Origin of the sequence: Paraburkholderia azotifigens, assembly GCF_007995085.1 — a bacterium.
Taxonomy (GTDB): Bacteria; Pseudomonadota; Gammaproteobacteria; order Burkholderiales; family Burkholderiaceae; genus Paraburkholderia; species Paraburkholderia azotifigens.
In genome coordinates, this window is record NZ_VOQS01000005.1 from 853,839 (window position 1) to 869,578 (window position 15,740).

General features: G+C 60.7%; 14 protein-coding genes and 1 pseudogene. 6 read left to right on the forward strand and 9 right to left on the reverse strand.

Annotated features, from left to right (window positions below; translation table 11 throughout):
* The first annotated feature begins 2 nt into the window (after window positions 1–2).
* Genes FRZ40_RS35760 through FRZ40_RS35780 form a run of 5 tightly spaced genes read left to right on the forward strand, consistent with a single transcriptional unit; the run spans window position 3 to window position 6,085 of the window.
* The gene (locus FRZ40_RS35760; RefSeq protein WP_147237337.1) at window positions 3–1,163 is read left to right on the forward strand and encodes an acyl-CoA dehydrogenase family protein; all 1,161 of its coding nucleotides are present in this window, start codon (window positions 3–5) and stop codon (window positions 1,161–1,163) included.
* A gap of 10 nt (window positions 1,164–1,173) precedes the next feature.
* Window positions 1,174–2,352, forward strand: a complete 1,179-nt coding sequence (locus tag FRZ40_RS35765; protein ID WP_147237338.1) for a CaiB/BaiF CoA transferase family protein — start codon at window positions 1,174–1,176, stop codon at window positions 2,350–2,352.
* A 27-nt stretch (window positions 2,353–2,379) separates the two neighbouring features.
* Window positions 2,380–3,756, forward strand: a complete 1,377-nt coding sequence (locus FRZ40_RS35770) for an MmgE/PrpD family protein (RefSeq protein ID WP_147237339.1) — start codon at window positions 2,380–2,382, stop codon at window positions 3,754–3,756.
* The gene (locus FRZ40_RS35775) at window positions 3,749–4,576 is read left to right on the forward strand and encodes an HpcH/HpaI aldolase/citrate lyase family protein (RefSeq protein WP_147237340.1); all 828 of its coding nucleotides are present in this window, start codon (window positions 3,749–3,751) and stop codon (window positions 4,574–4,576) included. The genes FRZ40_RS35770 and FRZ40_RS35775 overlap by 8 nt, the downstream gene beginning before the upstream one ends.
* 30 nt (window positions 4,577–4,606) lie before the next feature.
* Window positions 4,607–6,085, forward strand: a complete 1,479-nt coding sequence (locus FRZ40_RS35780) for an aldehyde dehydrogenase (RefSeq protein ID WP_147237341.1) — start codon at window positions 4,607–4,609, stop codon at window positions 6,083–6,085.
* A gap of 175 nt (window positions 6,086–6,260) precedes the next feature.
* Here the strand turns inward: FRZ40_RS35780 and FRZ40_RS35785 are convergent, their stop codons facing one another.
* The 7 genes from FRZ40_RS35785 to FRZ40_RS35815 form a co-directional block, all read right to left on the reverse strand.
* Window positions 6,261–6,734 carry a VOC family protein gene (locus tag FRZ40_RS35785; protein WP_147237342.1) on the reverse strand — a complete coding sequence of 158 codons (474 nt, stop codon included), beginning with the start codon at window positions 6,732–6,734 and terminating at the stop codon, window positions 6,261–6,263.
* Window positions 6,735–6,809: 75 nt separating this feature from the next.
* On the reverse strand, window positions 6,810–7,616 hold the full coding sequence (locus FRZ40_RS35790) for an NAD(P)H-dependent oxidoreductase (RefSeq protein ID WP_147237343.1): 807 nt from the start codon (window positions 7,614–7,616) through the stop codon (window positions 6,810–6,812).
* 309 nt (window positions 7,617–7,925) lie between these two features.
* Window positions 7,926–8,651, reverse strand: coding sequence for an ABC transporter ATP-binding protein (locus tag FRZ40_RS35795; RefSeq protein WP_028370436.1), 726 nt, complete (start codon window positions 8,649–8,651; stop codon window positions 7,926–7,928).
* Complete coding sequence (locus FRZ40_RS35800) at window positions 8,644–9,495, reverse strand: ABC transporter ATP-binding protein (protein WP_147237344.1); 852 nt, start codon at window positions 9,493–9,495, stop codon at window positions 8,644–8,646. The genes FRZ40_RS35795 and FRZ40_RS35800 overlap by 8 nt, the downstream gene beginning before the upstream one ends.
* Window positions 9,492–10,778, reverse strand: coding sequence for a high-affinity branched-chain amino acid ABC transporter permease LivM (gene livM, locus FRZ40_RS35805; RefSeq protein WP_147237345.1), 1,287 nt, complete (start codon window positions 10,776–10,778; stop codon window positions 9,492–9,494). The genes FRZ40_RS35800 and livM overlap by 4 nt, the downstream gene beginning before the upstream one ends.
* Complete coding sequence (locus FRZ40_RS35810) at window positions 10,778–11,695, reverse strand: branched-chain amino acid ABC transporter permease (protein ID WP_028370433.1); 918 nt, start codon at window positions 11,693–11,695, stop codon at window positions 10,778–10,780. The genes livM and FRZ40_RS35810 overlap by 1 nt, the downstream gene beginning before the upstream one ends.
* A 74-nt stretch (window positions 11,696–11,769) precedes the next feature.
* The gene (locus FRZ40_RS35815; protein WP_240057438.1) at window positions 11,770–12,999 is read right to left on the reverse strand and encodes a branched-chain amino acid ABC transporter substrate-binding protein; all 1,230 of its coding nucleotides are present in this window, start codon (window positions 12,997–12,999) and stop codon (window positions 11,770–11,772) included.
* Between the two features lie 227 nt (window positions 13,000–13,226).
* Between FRZ40_RS35815 and FRZ40_RS35820 the strand changes: the two genes are divergently transcribed.
* The gene (locus FRZ40_RS35820; RefSeq protein ID WP_147237346.1) at window positions 13,227–13,478 is read left to right on the forward strand and encodes a hypothetical protein; all 252 of its coding nucleotides are present in this window, start codon (window positions 13,227–13,229) and stop codon (window positions 13,476–13,478) included.
* 129 nt (window positions 13,479–13,607) lie between these two features.
* On the opposite strand, the pseudogene FRZ40_RS35825 reads toward FRZ40_RS35820, so the two are convergent.
* Both FRZ40_RS35825 and FRZ40_RS35830 read right to left on the reverse strand, forming a co-directional pair.
* Window positions 13,608–13,694: pseudogene (locus FRZ40_RS35825) on the reverse strand (GntR family transcriptional regulator); the annotation flags it as partial.
* A 435-nt stretch (window positions 13,695–14,129) separates the two neighbouring features.
* On the reverse strand, window positions 14,130–15,677 hold the full coding sequence (locus tag FRZ40_RS35830; RefSeq protein ID WP_147237347.1) for a class I adenylate-forming enzyme family protein: 1,548 nt from the start codon (window positions 15,675–15,677) through the stop codon (window positions 14,130–14,132).
* Window positions 15,678–15,740 lie beyond the last annotated feature (63 nt).

Genomic DNA, 15,740 nt, shown 5'->3' on the forward strand with positions numbered 1-15,740 from the left:
AAGTGACGCACACCATTGACGCATACCAGGACATCCGCGAAGCCGTACGCGACCTGTGCTCGAATTTTCCGCCGGAGTATTTCCGCAAGATCGACGAAGAGCGAACCTATCCGGAGACGTTCGTCCAGGCACTGACGGACGCCGGCTGGCTGGCCGCGCTGATCCCGCAGGAGTACGGCGGATCGGGACTCGGACTGACCGAGGCGTCGGTCATCATGGAAGAGATCAACCGCAGCGGCGGCAATTCGGGCGCTTGCCATGGACAGATGTACAACATGGGCACCTTGCTGCGGCACGGTTCGGAGGAGCAAAAGGCTCACTACCTGCCGCAGATCGCCAGCGGCAAGCTCCGGCTTCAATCGATGGGCGTTACCGAACCGACGACCGGCACCGATACGACGAAGTTGAAGACCACGGCGGTCCGCAAAGGCGACAGGTACGTCATCAACGGGCAGAAGGTCTGGATTTCGCGTGTTCAGCATTCCGATCTGATGATCCTGCTGGCCCGGACCACACCCATCAACAAGGTTGCAAAGAAGTCCGAAGGCATGTCCATCTTTCTGGTCGATCTGCGCGAGGCCGTCGGACATGGGATGACGGTGCGTCCCATTCCGAACATGGTCAATCACGAAACCAACGAACTGTTCTTCGACAACCTCGAAATTCCGGCGGACAACCTGATCGGCGAAGAAGGCAAAGGCTTCAAGTACATCCTCGATGGCCTCAATGCCGAACGCACGCTGATCGCCGCCGAATGCATCGGTGACGGTTACTGGTTTCTCGACAAGGTGAGCGCCTACGTCAAGGAACGCATCGTGTTCGGCCGGCCAATCGGACAGAACCAGGGTGTGCAGTTCCCGATCGCCCGCGCATACATCAACGTTGAAGCCGCGAGCCTCATGCGCTACAAGGCGTGCGAACTGTTCGATGCAAAGCAGCCGGCCGGCGCGCAAGCCAATATGGCGAAGTTGCTTGCCGCAGATGCTTCCTGGGAAGCCGCCAACGCATGCCTGCAATTCCATGGCGGCTTTGGTTTCGCCAACGAGTACGACGTCGAACGCAAGTTCCGCGAAACCCGTCTTTACCAGGTCGCGCCGATCTCGACCAACCTGATTCTCTCGTATGTGGCCGAGCATCTGCTGGGGCTGCCGCGTTCATTCTAAGGAGGCTGTTATGAAACCGCTGGACGGGGTCAAGGTCATCACGCTCGAACACGCCATTGCAGCGCCGTTCTGCACGCGCCAGCTCGCCGACCTTGGCGCGCGGGTCATCAAGGTTGAGCGGCCGGGCGTGGGTGATTTCGCGCGCGCGTACGACGAAAGGGTGAACGGGTTGGCTTCCCATTTTGTCTGGTGCAATCGTTCGAAGGAGAGCCTCTCTCTCGATGTCAAGGCGCCGCAGGCCGAGGCCATTCTCGACGGTCTGCTCCGGGACGCCGACGTCCTTGTGCAGAATCTCGCCCCCGGCGCCGCCGCGCGATTGGGCCTGTCTTTCGAAGCACTGCACGAAAAGTATCCGAAGCTGATCGTCTGCAATATTTCGGGATATGGATCGGACGGTCCTTACCGCGACAAGAAGGCGTACGACCTGCTGATCCAGAGCGAATCGGGTTTTCTGTCGATCACCGGCGGACCCGATTCGCCCGCAAAGGCGGGTTGCTCGATCGCGGACATTGCCGCGGGCATGTACGCGTACACGAACATTCTTTCGGCCCTCCTGCAACGCGCAAAGACAGGGCTCGGGCGCGAGATCGACGTTTCGATGCTCGAAAGCATGGTGGAATGGATGTCGTATCCCCTCTACTACGCCTTCGACGGAGCGTCACCGCCTGCTCGCGCCGGCGCAGCGCACGCGACCATCTATCCCTATGGCCCCTTCCCGGCGGGCGACGGCAAAACGGTGATGCTCGGCCTGCAGAACGAACGCGAATGGGCCGTGTTCTGTTCGAAAGTATTGCTCGCCCCCGAACTCGCGACAGACCCTCGCTTCAGTTCGAACTCGAAGCGCGCGGCAGCGCGCGACGCGTTGCGAGACATCATCTGCGTCGCGTTCAGCGAACTGTCATCCGAGGAAGTGATTCGTCGGCTCGACGCTGCGCAGATTGCAAATGCGCGGATGAACACGATGGAAGACGTGTGGTCGCACGAACAGCTGGAAGCACGAGGGCGCTGGACGACAGTCGGAACGCCGACGGGCGATGTCCCGGCTCTGCTGCCCCCGGGCATCGCAAGTGCCGAAGACATGCAACTGGAGGCCGTTCCGTCTCTCGGTCAACACACGGAAGCGCTCCTCGTCGAAATGGGCTACATGCCTGAAATGATCCGCGACCTGCGCAATGCGGCCGTTGTTTGATGACATCAACTCGTCCGGAACCACGACATGACCAATACCGAAATTCTGGCAGCGTTCGCCGCCAATCTGAAATACGAACAGATTCCCACGGAAGTCGTACGACGCACCGAAGACCTTTTTCTGGACTGGTTCGGCGCAGCGCTGGCGGGGCGCGGCGCGCGCCCGGTGGAATCGATCCAGAAGCTCGCGCTGGATCTTGGCCCGCAATCGGGTCCTTGCGAAATCCTGATATCGCGCCGCAGTACGAGCCCGCTCTTTGCGGCCATGGTGAACGCCGCCGCGTCGCATTTCGCAGAACAGGACGATCTGCACAACAGTTCGGTGCTGCATCCGGCGACGGTTGTATTTCCTGCTGCATGGGCTGTGGCTCAGGCGCTGGGTCGCAGTGGCAAGGAGTTCATCGCGGCCTCGGTCGCCGGCTATGAAGTTGGCATCCGGGTCGGCGAGTTTCTCGGCCGATCGCACTACAAGATTTTTCACACGACGGGCACGGTCGGCACATTGGCCGCCGCCGCCGCCGTCGGCAGCCTGCTTCGTCTCGACGAAGTGCAGATGCTTCACGCCTTCGGTTCGGCGGGCACACAAGCGGCCGGACTGTGGGAGTTCCTGCGCGACGCGGCGGATTCCAAACAGTTGCATACCGCGAAAGCCGCGTCGAACGGGCTGCTCGCCGCCTACCTCGCAGCGGACGGATTCACCGGCGCCCAGGACATTCTGGAAGGCGTCAAGGGCATGGGCGCCGGCATGTCGGCGCAGACGGACCCGCAGAAGCTGGTCGATCGCCTGGGCGAGCGTTGGGCACTCGTCGAAACGTCGTTCAAGTTCCATGCGTCCTGCCGGCACACTCACCCGGCTGCGGACGCGCTTCTCGATGTGTTGAGACGCGAGAAGCTTTCTCCCGGCGACATCGAGACGGTCGTCACGCATGTGCATCAGGCCGCAATCGACGTTCTCGGTCCGGTCACGGATCCGAAGACGATTCACCAGGCGAAGTTCTCGATGGGCACCGTTCTTGCGCTGGCTGCTGAATACGGTCACGCGGGTGTGCACGAATTCGACGCGCACTACAGGGAACAACGTATCGCCCAGTTCCGCGACAAGGTGTCCATGGTGCTCGATCCCGAGGTCGACACGGCCTACCCCGCACGATGGATCGGCAAGGTCACCGTGCAGACAAAGGACGGGGAGACGTTCACGGGCCGGATCGACGACCCGAAAGGCGACCCCGGCAATACGCTGTCGCGCGCCGAACTCGAGCATAAAACCATGACGCTGGGTCTCTACGGTCACGCAGCCGCCGAGGAGGAAATCCAGCATGCGATCGCGTCGGTATGGTCTCTGACCGACTACCCGGTCGTCCCGCGGCTGCTCCCCGAAGTCTCACTGGAGTCACACCATGGCTGATCTCGCTCCCCGCTCCTATCTTTTCGTTCCCGGCAACCGGCCGGACCGGTTCGCCAAGGCGGCCGCGTCGGGCGTCGATGTCGTCGTCATCGATCTCGAAGATGCCGTGCCTCCAGAAGAAAAGAAAGTCGCTCGCGCTGCGCTCTCGGAGTGGCTTTCTGCAAGCGACACCCCCATTGCCGTGCGCGTGAACGACGTCAACAGCGAATGGTTTCGCGACGACATCGCCGTGTGTCGTGCGCCTTCCGTCAAGGCCGTGATGCTGCCAAAAGCAGAACGGATCGACGATATCTTCCTGTGCGAATTCGCCGGCAAGCCGACGGACATCCTGCCGATGATCGAGACGGCCCAAGGGTTTCGGAACGTCGTCGCGATCGCTCAACATCGCCTGACGACGCGACTCGTATTCGGCAACGTCGACTTCCAGCTGGATCTGGGCATCGATGGCGACGACGAGCAGTTGCTGTATTTCAGGTCGCAGATCGTGCTGGCCTCGCGCATCGGCAATCTTCTGGCGCCCGTCGATGGCGTCAGCATCACGCTCGACGACGCAGCGCAAATCGAACGTGACACGCTGCGCGCGAGGCGCCTGGGATTCGGCGCAAAGCTTTGCATTCATCCGAAACAGGTCGCAGCGGTCAATGCGGCTTTTGTTCCGGCAGAAAAGGACGTGGAATGGGCGAGAAAAGTCGTCGCTGCTGCTACGGCATCGCATGGCGCGGCTGTCGCCGTCGACGGCCGGATGGTCGATCGGCCTGTCATCCTGAAGGCTCAGGAAATCCTTGCTGAATCGCAGCGGCGCGTGCCCGTCGAAACCTGAGGCGGCCTGACATAAGTGGAGCGTTCAATCATGCAGCAATTCGAAATGTACATAAACGGCGAATCCGTTTCCGCCTCCTCGGGCGAATGGTTCGATACCGAAAATCCGTTCACGGGCGAAGCTTGGGCGAGGATCGCCAGGGGCAACGCCGACGACGTGAACCGCGCAGTAGAAGCGGCACATGCAGCGTTCACCACCGGACCGTGGGCGCAGATGACGCCGAGCCAGCGTGGTCTCCTGCTGCACCGTGTCGGCGACCTCATCGCGCGGGACGCGAAGCGCCTCGCGGAACTGGAAGTGCAGGACAACGGCAAGCTGATGGCCGAGATGCTCGGGCAGTGTCAGTATCTGCCGCAGTGGTACTACTACTTTGGCGGTCTCGCGGACAAGATCCAGGGCGCGGTCATCCCGCTCGACAAGAAGGGATACTTCAATTTCACGCGCAATGAACCGCTCGGCATGGTCGCCGCGATCACGCCGTGGAACTCGCCCTTGCTCCTCGCGACCTGGAAGATTGCTCCCGCTCTGGCTGCGGGCTGCACGGTCGTCATCAAGCCCTCGGAATTCACGTCGGCATCCACGATCGAGTTCGCGAAGCTGTTCACCGAAGCGGGCTTTCCGCCAGGTGTCATCAACGTCGTCACGGGCTTCGGCAAGGATGTGGGTTCTCCGCTCGTCGAACATCCGCTCGTGAAGAAGATCACGTTTACGGGCGCGGACTCGACGGGACGCGCCATCAACGAAGCCGCCGCGCGTCAGTTCAAGCATGTCAGTCTCGAACTGGGAGGCAAGTCGCCGAACATTGTGTTCGAGGACGCGGACCTCGACGACGCCGTGAATGGCGCCGTGTCGGGCATTTTCGCGGCGACCGGTCAGACCTGCATCGCGGGCTCGCGACTGCTCTTGCAGGACAGCATCTACGATACTTTCGTCGAGCGGCTGTTAGCGCTCGCTCGCACCGCCAGGATGGGCGATCCGTCGAAGATGGATACGCAGGTCGGCCCCGTGACGACGCGCCCGCAGTATCAGAAAGTCCTGTCGTATATCGAAACGGCGAAGGAAGACGGGGCAACGCTGCTACTAGGTGGCAAACCCGGCACGGCGCCTGAATGCGGCAGCGGCTGGTTCGTCGAACCGACGATCTTCGGCGACGTGAAAAACAGCATGCGAATCGCGCAGGAAGAAGTATTCGGCCCGGTGCTTTCGATTATCCGTTTCAAGGATGAAGACGAAGCCGTTGCCATCGCCAACGATGTGCGATTTGGCCTGGGTTCCGGCGTGTGGACCAGAGATATCGGCCGGTCCATCCGGGTAGCGGAAAAAATCCAGGCGGGCATGGTCTGGGTCAACAGCTACCGCGCTGTGAGCTACATGTCGCCATTCGGCGGCTATAAGGATTCCGGCCTCGGGCGCGAGAACGGCATCGACGCGATCCGCGAGTATCTGCAAACCAAGAGCGTGTGGATCAATACCGGCGTGAAGACGGCCAACCCGTTCGTCATGCGATGACACGAGTGCTCGACGGCTTAACGGCCGTCGAGCTTATCGATGCAAGCCGGGGTTTTCAAGGAAGGGATTATCGAGCGGGAAAGCCAGTCTTGCTGGAGACGACGACGAATGAGGCCGTCGGAACGGGGGCGATCGTTAGCCAGATCGCCCCCGTGTGTATACGAGCCGGAAGAAATCAGCTCTTGATGCCCTTGTTCGCCTGAGCACTCGCCTGGCGAACTTCAAGCGTCACGCCTGCACCTTTGTCAGCGGTGCCGAAATAGGTGAATCCGCTGCGATCGTCGAGTCGACCTGACCCAAGAATCGGTAAGCCGGCCTCGATTCCCTGTTGCCGAGCCGCGTCTACGCTGTCAACCGTGAATCCCAGGTGGAAGACGCCTTCGCCCTTCGTATCGAGAAACCGGCGCTGCGGCGTATCGCCCTGCCCCGGCTGACACAGCTGGATTTGCACGTTGTCCAACGTCGCAAACTTGTAGCGCATTTGCAGGAATGCTTCGCGGTTATAGCCGTCGAGTTCGTAGGCATCCATCGGCGGGAAATCTTTCCACGGACCCACGCCCGTGGACTCATAAAACTTCACCGCATTCTCGATGTCGCGCACGACGACGCAAACATGGTGCAACTGCCGAAAAATGCCAAGGTCTTTCATCCGTCACCTCGAGTACTTTTAGCCATAAACAATTGCACGCGCGAGCAGCGCGTGCGTCTTCCCGTGATGCTCAGTTCAGCCGGCGCTCGCGATCTTGCGCGTGAATTCGTCAGCCGCTTCGTCGTGTGCCTGCCCTGCGCCAGGATTCCATTGAAAGCCCGAGCGTGCGATCACACCAGGCTTCAGACGCTGGTCCGGACCGTAATCAGCGAACGGATGGAAGAACAGCGGCTCGGTGTTCTCGATTTGACAAAGACGCGTTGCATAGGCGTCGAGATACGCCTGACGCTCGTCCGCCGACACCCGCGAAGGCATCGACGAGACGTGCGGCGGCAGCACGTCGAAACCGAGGTAGCGGAAGATGCCATTGTGAATCGGCCAGAGGATGTGATTGATCGCTCCGTCGACGCCGTCGGGCTCATACAGACTGGACGCAGTGCCCGTCGTCGTCGATATCATCGCTTTCTTGCCCTTGAACATGCCCGTGTCGTACTTGCGGCCCGTCGCATAGGCAAACCCGCGCGTCATCACGCGATCCACCCAGCCCTTCAGGATCGCGGGCATGCCGAACCACCACATCGGATACTGGAAAATCACCATGTCGCACCAGAGCACCTTCTGCTGTTCTGCGTGGACGTCGGGTGTTGGCGGTGTCGACGTCGTGAACATCTGTTCCTGTTCGGCCGAGAGGTCGAGGAAATCGTCGTTCAAACGGTCGCCTGTGAAATCGTCTGCGCTAAGGTCCGCGCGCCAGTTCAGCCTGTACAGATCACTGACCTGGACTTCGTGACCGAGCGCCTTCAGTGTCGAGACGGCGGTATCCTTGAGCGCGCCGTTGAACGACTTCGGTTCGGGGTGTGCAAATACGATGAGGACTTTCATCCGATAACTCCTGAATTTCTTCGCATTGAAGCAAGCCGTTGAGGCTTGTCTTCGTTCGTGTTTCCCGCAGAGGATGACTCCCAGCGTTTCGAGCCCGTCGTGAAGCAATGACGTCACCTCTTGAGCGTCATTCTGCACTTTTCACTGTTCGACGGCTTGAACTGGCTCCCGGCTGGTTCTGCGGAATTCCGCACAGTTTTCCTCCGCGTGCAGAATGGAGATTGAGCCCCATGCTTTCGTCATGGGGAGTATGAGGATTCGATAAGGATGCGGATATCCGCCGGATATCCGCTTTCCCTTGCCGCGCGATCAGGCGGCGTCCAGCTGAGCCGTATCACCCTCCAGATAGGCTGCGCGCACCGCAGGGTTGGCAAGCAACTCGCTTCCCGTACCTTCCAGCGCGATTTCCCCATGCTGAAGAACATATCCGCGATGGGCTACGCGTAGTGCGTGGTGTGCATTCTGTTCGACGAGAAGGATCGTCATGCCCATCTGCTCGTTCAACTCTTTGACCACGGAGAAGATCTTGCGGATGAAGAGCGGGGCAAGTCCGAGCGACGGCTCGTCGAGCAGCAACAGTCTCGGGTGAGACATGAGCGCCCGTCCGATCGCCAGCATCTGCTGCTCTCCGCCCGACAGGGTCCCTGCACGCTGTGACGCGCGGCTCTTCAGGATCGGAAACATCTCGACCATCCGGTCGAGATCCCGCGCAACCGTCCGCCTGTCCGCCGTACAACCCATCAGCAGATTCTCGAGGACGGTCATCCGCTGGAAGATGCGACGACCCTCTGGCACCACCGCGATGTCCAGTCTCCCGATCGCATGTGAGGGCAGCTTCGTGATGTCCTGCCCCTCGAACAGAATGCGGCCACCGCTCGCGCGCGGAACACCGAAGATCGAATTCATCAGCGTCGACTTTCCGGCGCCATTCGCACCGATCAAGGTAACGACTTCACCCTCCTCGACCCGGACGTCGACGCCGCGCAACGCCTGAACGCTTCGATAGTGCGCGCTCAGATTCTGAATCTCAAGCATGTGCTGACCTCTCATGGGGCATCGGTTCGTCCGTGTACGAATCGTCGTCTTCGCCGAGATAGGCACTGACGACATCCGGATTGGCTTTGATCTCAGCCGGGCAGCCTTCAGCGATCTTCTTGCCATGATTCAGAACCACGATGTGATCGGAGACTTTCATGACAACGCTCATGTCGTGCTCGATCAACAGGATGCCGATGCCCTGCTCCTTCGCGAGCGACCTGAGCAGCTCGGTCAGCTCCGCAGATTCGCGCGGATTCAACCCTGCAGCCGGCTCATCGAGGCAAAGCAGGATCGGACCGGCACACATTGCACGCGCAATCTCGACGCGGCGTTGTACGCCGTAGGGCATGTCGCCGGCAGCCTTCTCAGCCACGTCGCGGACACCAAGCCGCCCTAGCCACGTCAAGGCGTTGTCGATCGCCTGTTCACTCGCACGCCGGTACGACGCCAGGTTGAGCGCGCCCGCGATCGAGAAGCGTGAGGCCCTCTGCAGAGTATTGTGCTGGGCCACCATCAGGTTTTCGAGCACCGTCATACGCGGAAACAGACGAATGTTCTGGAAAGTACGGACAACCTGCGCCGTGCGCGCCACATCGACGCTGCGCATTGCATCCAGACGTAGTTCGCCACGCTTCGGATGAGACAAGGTGAGCGCGCCCCGTGTGGGCCGATAAAAGCCCGTCAGACAGTTGAAGAACGTTGTCTTGCCCGCGCCATTCGGACCGATCACGGACGTGACCTGAGCCGCATGCGCGAGCATCGAGAGGTTCTCGATTGCGCGCAAACCGCCGAATTGCATGGTCAGGTTTTCAACGCTAAGCAATGGATGCCCGATTGTCATTGTTTTGCCTCCGACGGCACATTGACGGTGGCGCGACGGTGGCTGATCAGGCCGCCCGGTCGCACGATCATGATCAGCACCATCGCCACACCGAATGCGAGCATGCGGTATTCCGAGAAGTCGCGCCCGAGTTCGGGCAATACCACGAGAACGGTTGCGGCAAACACGACGCCGAGCTGACTGCCCATACCGCCGAGTACCACGATGGCCAGAATGGTCGCCGACTCCGGAAACGTGAAGCTCTCCGGCGATATAAACCCCTGACGCGCGGCGAAAAACACGCCCGCGAATCCGGCCAGCATTGCGCCCGTCGCGAACGCCGAGAGCTTGACGTTGGTCACATTGATGCCCATCGCCTTGCAGGCAATCTCGTCCTCGCGCACGGCCTCCCACGCCCGACCCACCGGCAGCCGTCGCAGGCGGTTGACGAGCAGGCTGGTCAGAAGCGCCAGGCCGAGGATGAGGTAGTAAAGAAATACGACTCGCTGTCCCGGGCTGTAGTCGATGCCAAACACACTCGCAAAGGTCGGCCCTTCGCCGAAAGCAGCCATCGGCAAACCGAAAAAGGTCGGCTTCGGAATCGACGAGATGCCGTTCGGTCCGCCGGTAACGTCGCCCCAATTCACCAGTATCAAGCGGATGATCTCCCCAAAACCGAGCGTGACGATTGCCAGATAATCGCCACGCAGCCGCAACGTCGGGTAGCCGAGCACCATGCCGAACAACGCCGCAAGGGCGCCAGCAACCGGAAGGGCCTGCCAGAACCCAAATCCGAAGTGCGTCGAGAGAAGCCCATACGTATATGCACCAACCGCATAGAAGGCGACGTATCCCAGATCGAGCAGCCCGGCAAGACCGACGACCACGTTCAATCCCCACCCGAGCATCACGTAGATGAGTACCGTCGTGGCCGTATCGACCACATATCTATTCCCGGCAAACAGCGCGGGCAACAGAACGGCGAACGCGACACATCCTGCGCCCAGCCAGGCGAGCGCACCGTTACCCGCGACGCTCGGCGGAGCGGGCCGCGTCGGGGTCCGCCGCTTCGGGATAATGTTGAGCCGATGCATCACGATCTGGAGCGTGAGCCGGCCGGCGAACGCCATCGCGATGAACGCTACCAGCAGCGGCCAACGCGTCTCGACCTGCAGTCCGTGCATGCCGTCGCGCGTCGTCAGGCCAAGCAACGGAAGACCGATCAGACCGGCAATGACGGATGCCCAGAGGGCATCGCGTAGCCTCAGCGAGAGGTCAGATTCTTTCATGATGGTCGCGCTCATTACACTTTCTCCACTTCCGGTCGTCCAAGCAAACCTGACGGACGAAACATCAGAACGACGATCAGGATGACGAAGGTCGCGACGTCTTTGTACTCGGGCGAGAGATAAGCGGCCCAGAATGCTTCGATGAGTCCGATGATGACGCCGCCAAGCATGGCCCCCGGCAGGGAACCGATGCCGCCCAGGACCGCAGCGGTGAACGCCTTGATGCCCGCCTGGAAGCCGATCGAGAAGTCCACTACACCGTAGTAGAGCGTCACCATCACGCCAGCGACTGCAGCGAGGCCCGCACCGATCATGAAGGTCAATGCAATGATCCTGTCGACGTTGTAGCCGAGAAACTGCATCATGCGCTGGTCCTGCTCGCATGCTCGTTGCTGCCGACCGAACGAGGTTTTGTTGATGAAGAGCGTGAACCCACACATCAGCAAGACGGTGACGGCAACGATCAGGATTTGCGTGTAAGAAGCGTACACCGCGTGATGATCATTCCCGGCAATCAGGTCCACGCCGCCCGTCACCAGAGGCTGGATGGATTTCACCCGTGCGCCCTGTGTGATCTGCACCGCGTTCTGAAGGAAGATGGAGATACCGATCGATGAAATCAGCGGTGCCAGGCGGCTTGAACCGCGCAGCGGACGATAGCCGACGCGCTCCACCGTCCAGCCGAATGCCGATGTGAGTGCGATGCAAACGACGAGCGTGATCGCGATACTCGCGACCACCGACGATATGCCGGCACTCGTAACCAATGTGAAGCACGTAACGGCGATGAAAGCGCTGACCATGTAGATGTCGCCGTGCGCAAAGTTGATCATGCCGATGATGCCGTAGACCATCGTGTAGCCGATCGCAATCAGGCCATAGATGGCACCCAGGGTGATACCGTTAATCAGTTGTTGCAACGCCTGGCTCATGTCTGCTCCGGTGAGGCTTGTTCGGAGGCGGTGCGCCATACACGCACCGCCGTCTTTCATGGCAGTCCAGGCACTTACTTGTTCACGTACTCGTAGTTGTTGCCTTTCCACCGATAGACGACGTAACCAGGGCTTTTGAGGTCGCCCTTCGCATCGAAGTCGACCGGGCCCACGACCGTGTTGAAGCTCGCGTTGTGCAGCTGTTTGACGACCGCCGCGTAGTCCGTCGAGTTCGCGCGTTTCGCAGCGTCGGCGAAGACCTGCATGGCGGCGTACGAATACAGCATGTAGCCTTCTGGTTCGATCTTTTGCGCGCGCAATGCTTCGACGACCTTCGCCGCAGCAGCGTTCTTTCGCGGGTCAGGCGGGAAGGTAAAGATGACCTTGTTGATCTCGGGCCCCGCCGCGTTGACCAGCTCGTTGTTGGTCAAGGTATCGCCGCCGACCAGCGTCAGCTTCAGGCCCGCCTGCGCTGCCTGCCGCAGGATCAGCGCGACCTCCTGGTAATAGCCGCCGTAGGCAAGAACCTCGACGCCGTTCGCCTTGAGCTTGCTGACGAGGCCCGAGTAGTCCTTCTCTCCCGCGGTGATCGACTGGCGCAAGACGACAGGCGTCTGCTTTGCGGAAAGTTCCTTGGCGATTTCGTCAGCGAGACCGCCGCCATAGGCGGTCTTGTCGTCGACGACAGCGATCTTCTTTCCCTTGAAATTTGCAGCGATGTAGTCACCCGCTACCTGCCCTTGCTGATCGTCCCGGCCAGTGATACGGAAGATGCCCTTGATGCCGCGCTCGGTGATTTTCGGGTTAGTCGAAACAGTCACTTGAGGGATCTGAGCATCGTTGTAGACATCCGATGCGGGCAACGTGGAACTGGAGCACCAGTGTCCGTCGATGAATGCGACCTTCTTGTTCACGAAGCTATTGGCGACCGAGACAGCCTGCTTCGGATCGCACACGTCATCGCCTACGACCAGATCCACTTTCTGGCCAAGCAAGCCGCCGGTCGCATTGATGTCTTTCACAGCCTGCTCGGCACCTTTCCGGAACTGCTCGCCGCCCGACGCGTATTCGCCCGTCATCGGACCCGCAACCGCTACCACGAGGTTTGCGCACGCGGCAACTGACCAGGTCAGTGCGAGGCCGCCCAACCCGATCCCCGCCACTATGTTCATTGAATGTTTCAGGCCGTTCATTCCCATCTCCAAGTGCTCGCTGTCGACGCGGAGACGATCGGGGCTTGCTTCGATCGCCTCCTGTGGGGCCTCGTTAATCACACGAGGTTGCCTGGAGGTTGCCGAAACCAAAAACCATCCGGAATTCGATTGTGCGAAAGCAGGGTTTAGGCCGCGGTTAATAATGCGAAAACCCTTCGCTCCATTCCGGAAAACTGCACATTTGGACGGTAAGTCGCGCACCAGGGGCACTTCTCAAGCTGCTAGTGAAAACCCCAAGGCCGCTGTACTGGAGAAGGAATTGGGAGCGTGCGGGATGCGATCCAAATGAAGTTTCGTGTCGTCGAGGATCCGCAAGCATGTGGCCGCGAATCGTTTCGGTGATCGGTACGCGCGGATCTGCGCAACAGGTGGTTTTATTGGCCATCTGGCCGGTCGTATGGCCGGAGGAGGCCAATTGCACTTCGGTCGCCGCCTGGGGCAACCACTACGATCAATCATCCGTCGATGTGGCCGACTACACGCAACAGGCCCTTCGGATTGTGACGGTCAGGGCAGTCGTTGATCGGGTAATCGAAACGCTATGTGACGACGGCGACCCTATCCGATGAGATCGACGTCGCCGCGGTAAAAGGAATAATGCGGTTTTGCAATGACGTCTACTAACAAGTGCAAACCAGCCACACGAATGACCGTGTGGCGAATATGGCGAACGCCCCCTTCTGCGCCGGTTTCCCCCGTTCGACGATGACGTCATTATTCAGGAGACGAAAAGCCTGCAGTACCGGAGACCGGGAGACAGCCAATTGTTCCGCGATTTCTTCCTGGACACTCTATGAAAAAATCCGGGAGTACAACCTGTTTTAAGCGGTCCGCCACATGAGGGGGCGCGGCGCCTTTAGTTGAACGACCGCGCTCCATGGTTCAGGCAGCACGCCGATAAGCGGTCATGCACTGATGCCCGGCCCGAGGGGATAGACTTGCCACGACCCGTCCCCGTGCCGAAAGAAAGCGACCACAAGCGAGCTGCCCGGCTGCGTGGCCCGAACAGTGACGCAGCGTACGCGCCAGCCGTTCGCGAGGCTCGTGCGCGTGATGTGGATTGTCTTCGCACAAGCATATCCGAACCATTTATCGATCTGCGCTCTCAGTGACTTTCTGGCTGCGTTCATTTCTGCTTCCATCTGATTGTTCGTCTATCGGTTATGCGGTGCCGGCGAGCACGGAGCGAGGCTGGCAGCGAACTGACGGACGCACGCGGATTATGCGAGCCTCCAGCGCCAAGTTCTCGCATTCGGCGCTTCTCGAGGTTGGGCCAATAGCTCGCGTAGCGCACCTTTGAGTACTTTGCCGTTGCTGTTCTTCGGTAACGCTTCGACGAACAGATAGGCCTTTGGTCGCTTGAACCGGGCGATGCTGCGCAGGCACCACTGGTCTAGCTCGGACGTGGTCACTTGCGTCCGGGTCTTCCGCACGACGACGGCCACCACTTCTTCCCCCCAATCGGGGTGGCCGCGGCCGAGCACGGAGACTTCCGCCACCGCGGGATGCGTGAGCAGCGCGTCCTCAACCTCGCGCGGGTAGATGTTGGCACCACCGCTGATGATCGTGTCCTTGCTGCGGTCCTTGAGGGTGAGCAGGCCACGCTCGTCCAGGCACCCGACATCGCCTGTGTGCAGCCAGCCGTTGCGCAGCGTCGCTGCAGTGGCCTGCGGGTTGTTCCAGTAACCTTGCATGACGGTGGGGCCGCGCACCAGCACCTCGCCGATTTCGCCCACTGGCAGCGCGTGGTCTTCGGGATCGGCGATGCAGATATCCACGCCAGGCACGGCACGCCCGACCGAAGCCAGCGCCTTGCGGTCGCCAGCGGCATGGGCGCTGGCAATGTCGGCGGGCGCCTGGGCGGTGATTGTCATCGGGCTTTCGCCTTGGCCGTAGATCTGGGCGATCCTGGGGCCCAGGCAGTTGAGTGCGGCAAGTTCATCCTCGACGTAGAGGGGCGCACCGCCGCAGACGACGACCTTGAGATTGGAGAGCTCGACCCCGGTCCGGTGCGTGTACTCAACGAAACGATTGAGCATTGTTGGCGCCGCAAAAAAGCTCGGGCGGTGGTGCTTGGCGACGAGGCTGGCTACCTCGGCAGCATCGAATCCGCCCGAAGCTGGAATCACTTGGCTCGCGCCTTCGGCAATGTGCGGGATCATGTAGAGCCCGGATCCGTGGGACATCGGCGCAGCATGAATGAGGCTGTCGCCTGCGACGATTCGGGAGACAGCGCTGGAATAGGCCCGGGACATGGCGGCCAGATTGTCATGCGTGAGCATGACGCCTTTTGGCTTGCCCGTCGTGCCGCTGGTATAGAACAACCACGCCAGGGCATCCCCGGCGACATTGGCCAGCGGCATGCCCGGTGCCGCGAAGAGGGCGTGGTAGTCGGTGGAGCCGACCACGATGGTCCTGAAGCCGGGCGCGGCCCCGATATCGGTGGCAAGGCAGAGGCGGGCACCGCTGTCCTGCAAGATGTCGTCGATTTCCCGCGGGTGCAGCTTGGCATTGACCGGTACCGCGCACAGGCCCGCATGCCAGATGCCGTACAGCAGCTCGACGTATTGCGGGCAATTCTTCATGACGAGCGCCACCCGGTCGCCGGCCTGTAGTCCGACCCAATTACGCAGGCTGCCGGCGCAACGCGCGACGCGGTCGGCAAGTTTCGCGAACGTACGGAGGGGCTCTGTGCCGAGGAACAGAGCCGTCCGGCCGGGATGAGCGCTGGCGGTACGGACTAGCGTGTGGGCGAGGTTGAGGTCCATTCTGGTTTCCATGTCAGGCGCAGGGAAGCATATGTCGCGGAGGGGGCAGGCAATGTCTGCCCC

What these genes read in the sequence shown, in the direction of transcription:
- FRZ40_RS35765 (WP_147237338.1), top strand. Translation starts at nt 1,174, where the DNA reads ATGAAACCGCTGGACGGGGTCAAGGTCATCACGCTCGAACACGCCATT.
- FRZ40_RS35770 (WP_147237339.1), top strand. Translation starts at nt 2,380, where the DNA reads ATGACCAATACCGAAATTCTGGCAGCGTTCGCCGCCAATCTGAAATAC.
- FRZ40_RS35775 (WP_147237340.1), top strand. Translation starts at nt 3,749, where the DNA reads ATGGCTGATCTCGCTCCCCGCTCCTATCTTTTCGTTCCCGGCAACCGG.
- FRZ40_RS35780 (WP_147237341.1), top strand. Translation starts at nt 4,607, where the DNA reads ATGCAGCAATTCGAAATGTACATAAACGGCGAATCCGTTTCCGCCTCC.
- FRZ40_RS35785 (WP_147237342.1), bottom strand. Translation starts at nt 6,734, where the DNA reads ATGAAAGACCTTGGCATTTTTCGGCAGTTGCACCATGTTTGCGTCGTC.
- FRZ40_RS35790 (WP_147237343.1), bottom strand. Translation starts at nt 7,616, where the DNA reads ATGAAAGTCCTCATCGTATTTGCACACCCCGAACCGAAGTCGTTCAAC.
- FRZ40_RS35795 (WP_028370436.1), bottom strand. Translation starts at nt 8,651, where the DNA reads ATGCTTGAGATTCAGAATCTGAGCGCGCACTATCGAAGCGTTCAGGCG.
- FRZ40_RS35800 (WP_147237344.1), bottom strand. Translation starts at nt 9,495, where the DNA reads ATGACAATCGGGCATCCATTGCTTAGCGTTGAAAACCTGACCATGCAA.
- livM (WP_147237345.1), bottom strand. Translation starts at nt 10,778, where the DNA reads ATGAGCGCGACCATCATGAAAGAATCTGACCTCTCGCTGAGGCTACGC.
- FRZ40_RS35810 (WP_028370433.1), bottom strand. Translation starts at nt 11,695, where the DNA reads ATGAGCCAGGCGTTGCAACAACTGATTAACGGTATCACCCTGGGTGCC.
- FRZ40_RS35820 (WP_147237346.1), top strand. Translation starts at nt 13,227, where the DNA reads ATGTGGCCGCGAATCGTTTCGGTGATCGGTACGCGCGGATCTGCGCAA.
- FRZ40_RS35830 (WP_147237347.1), bottom strand. Translation starts at nt 15,677, where the DNA reads ATGGACCTCAACCTCGCCCACACGCTAGTCCGTACCGCCAGCGCTCAT.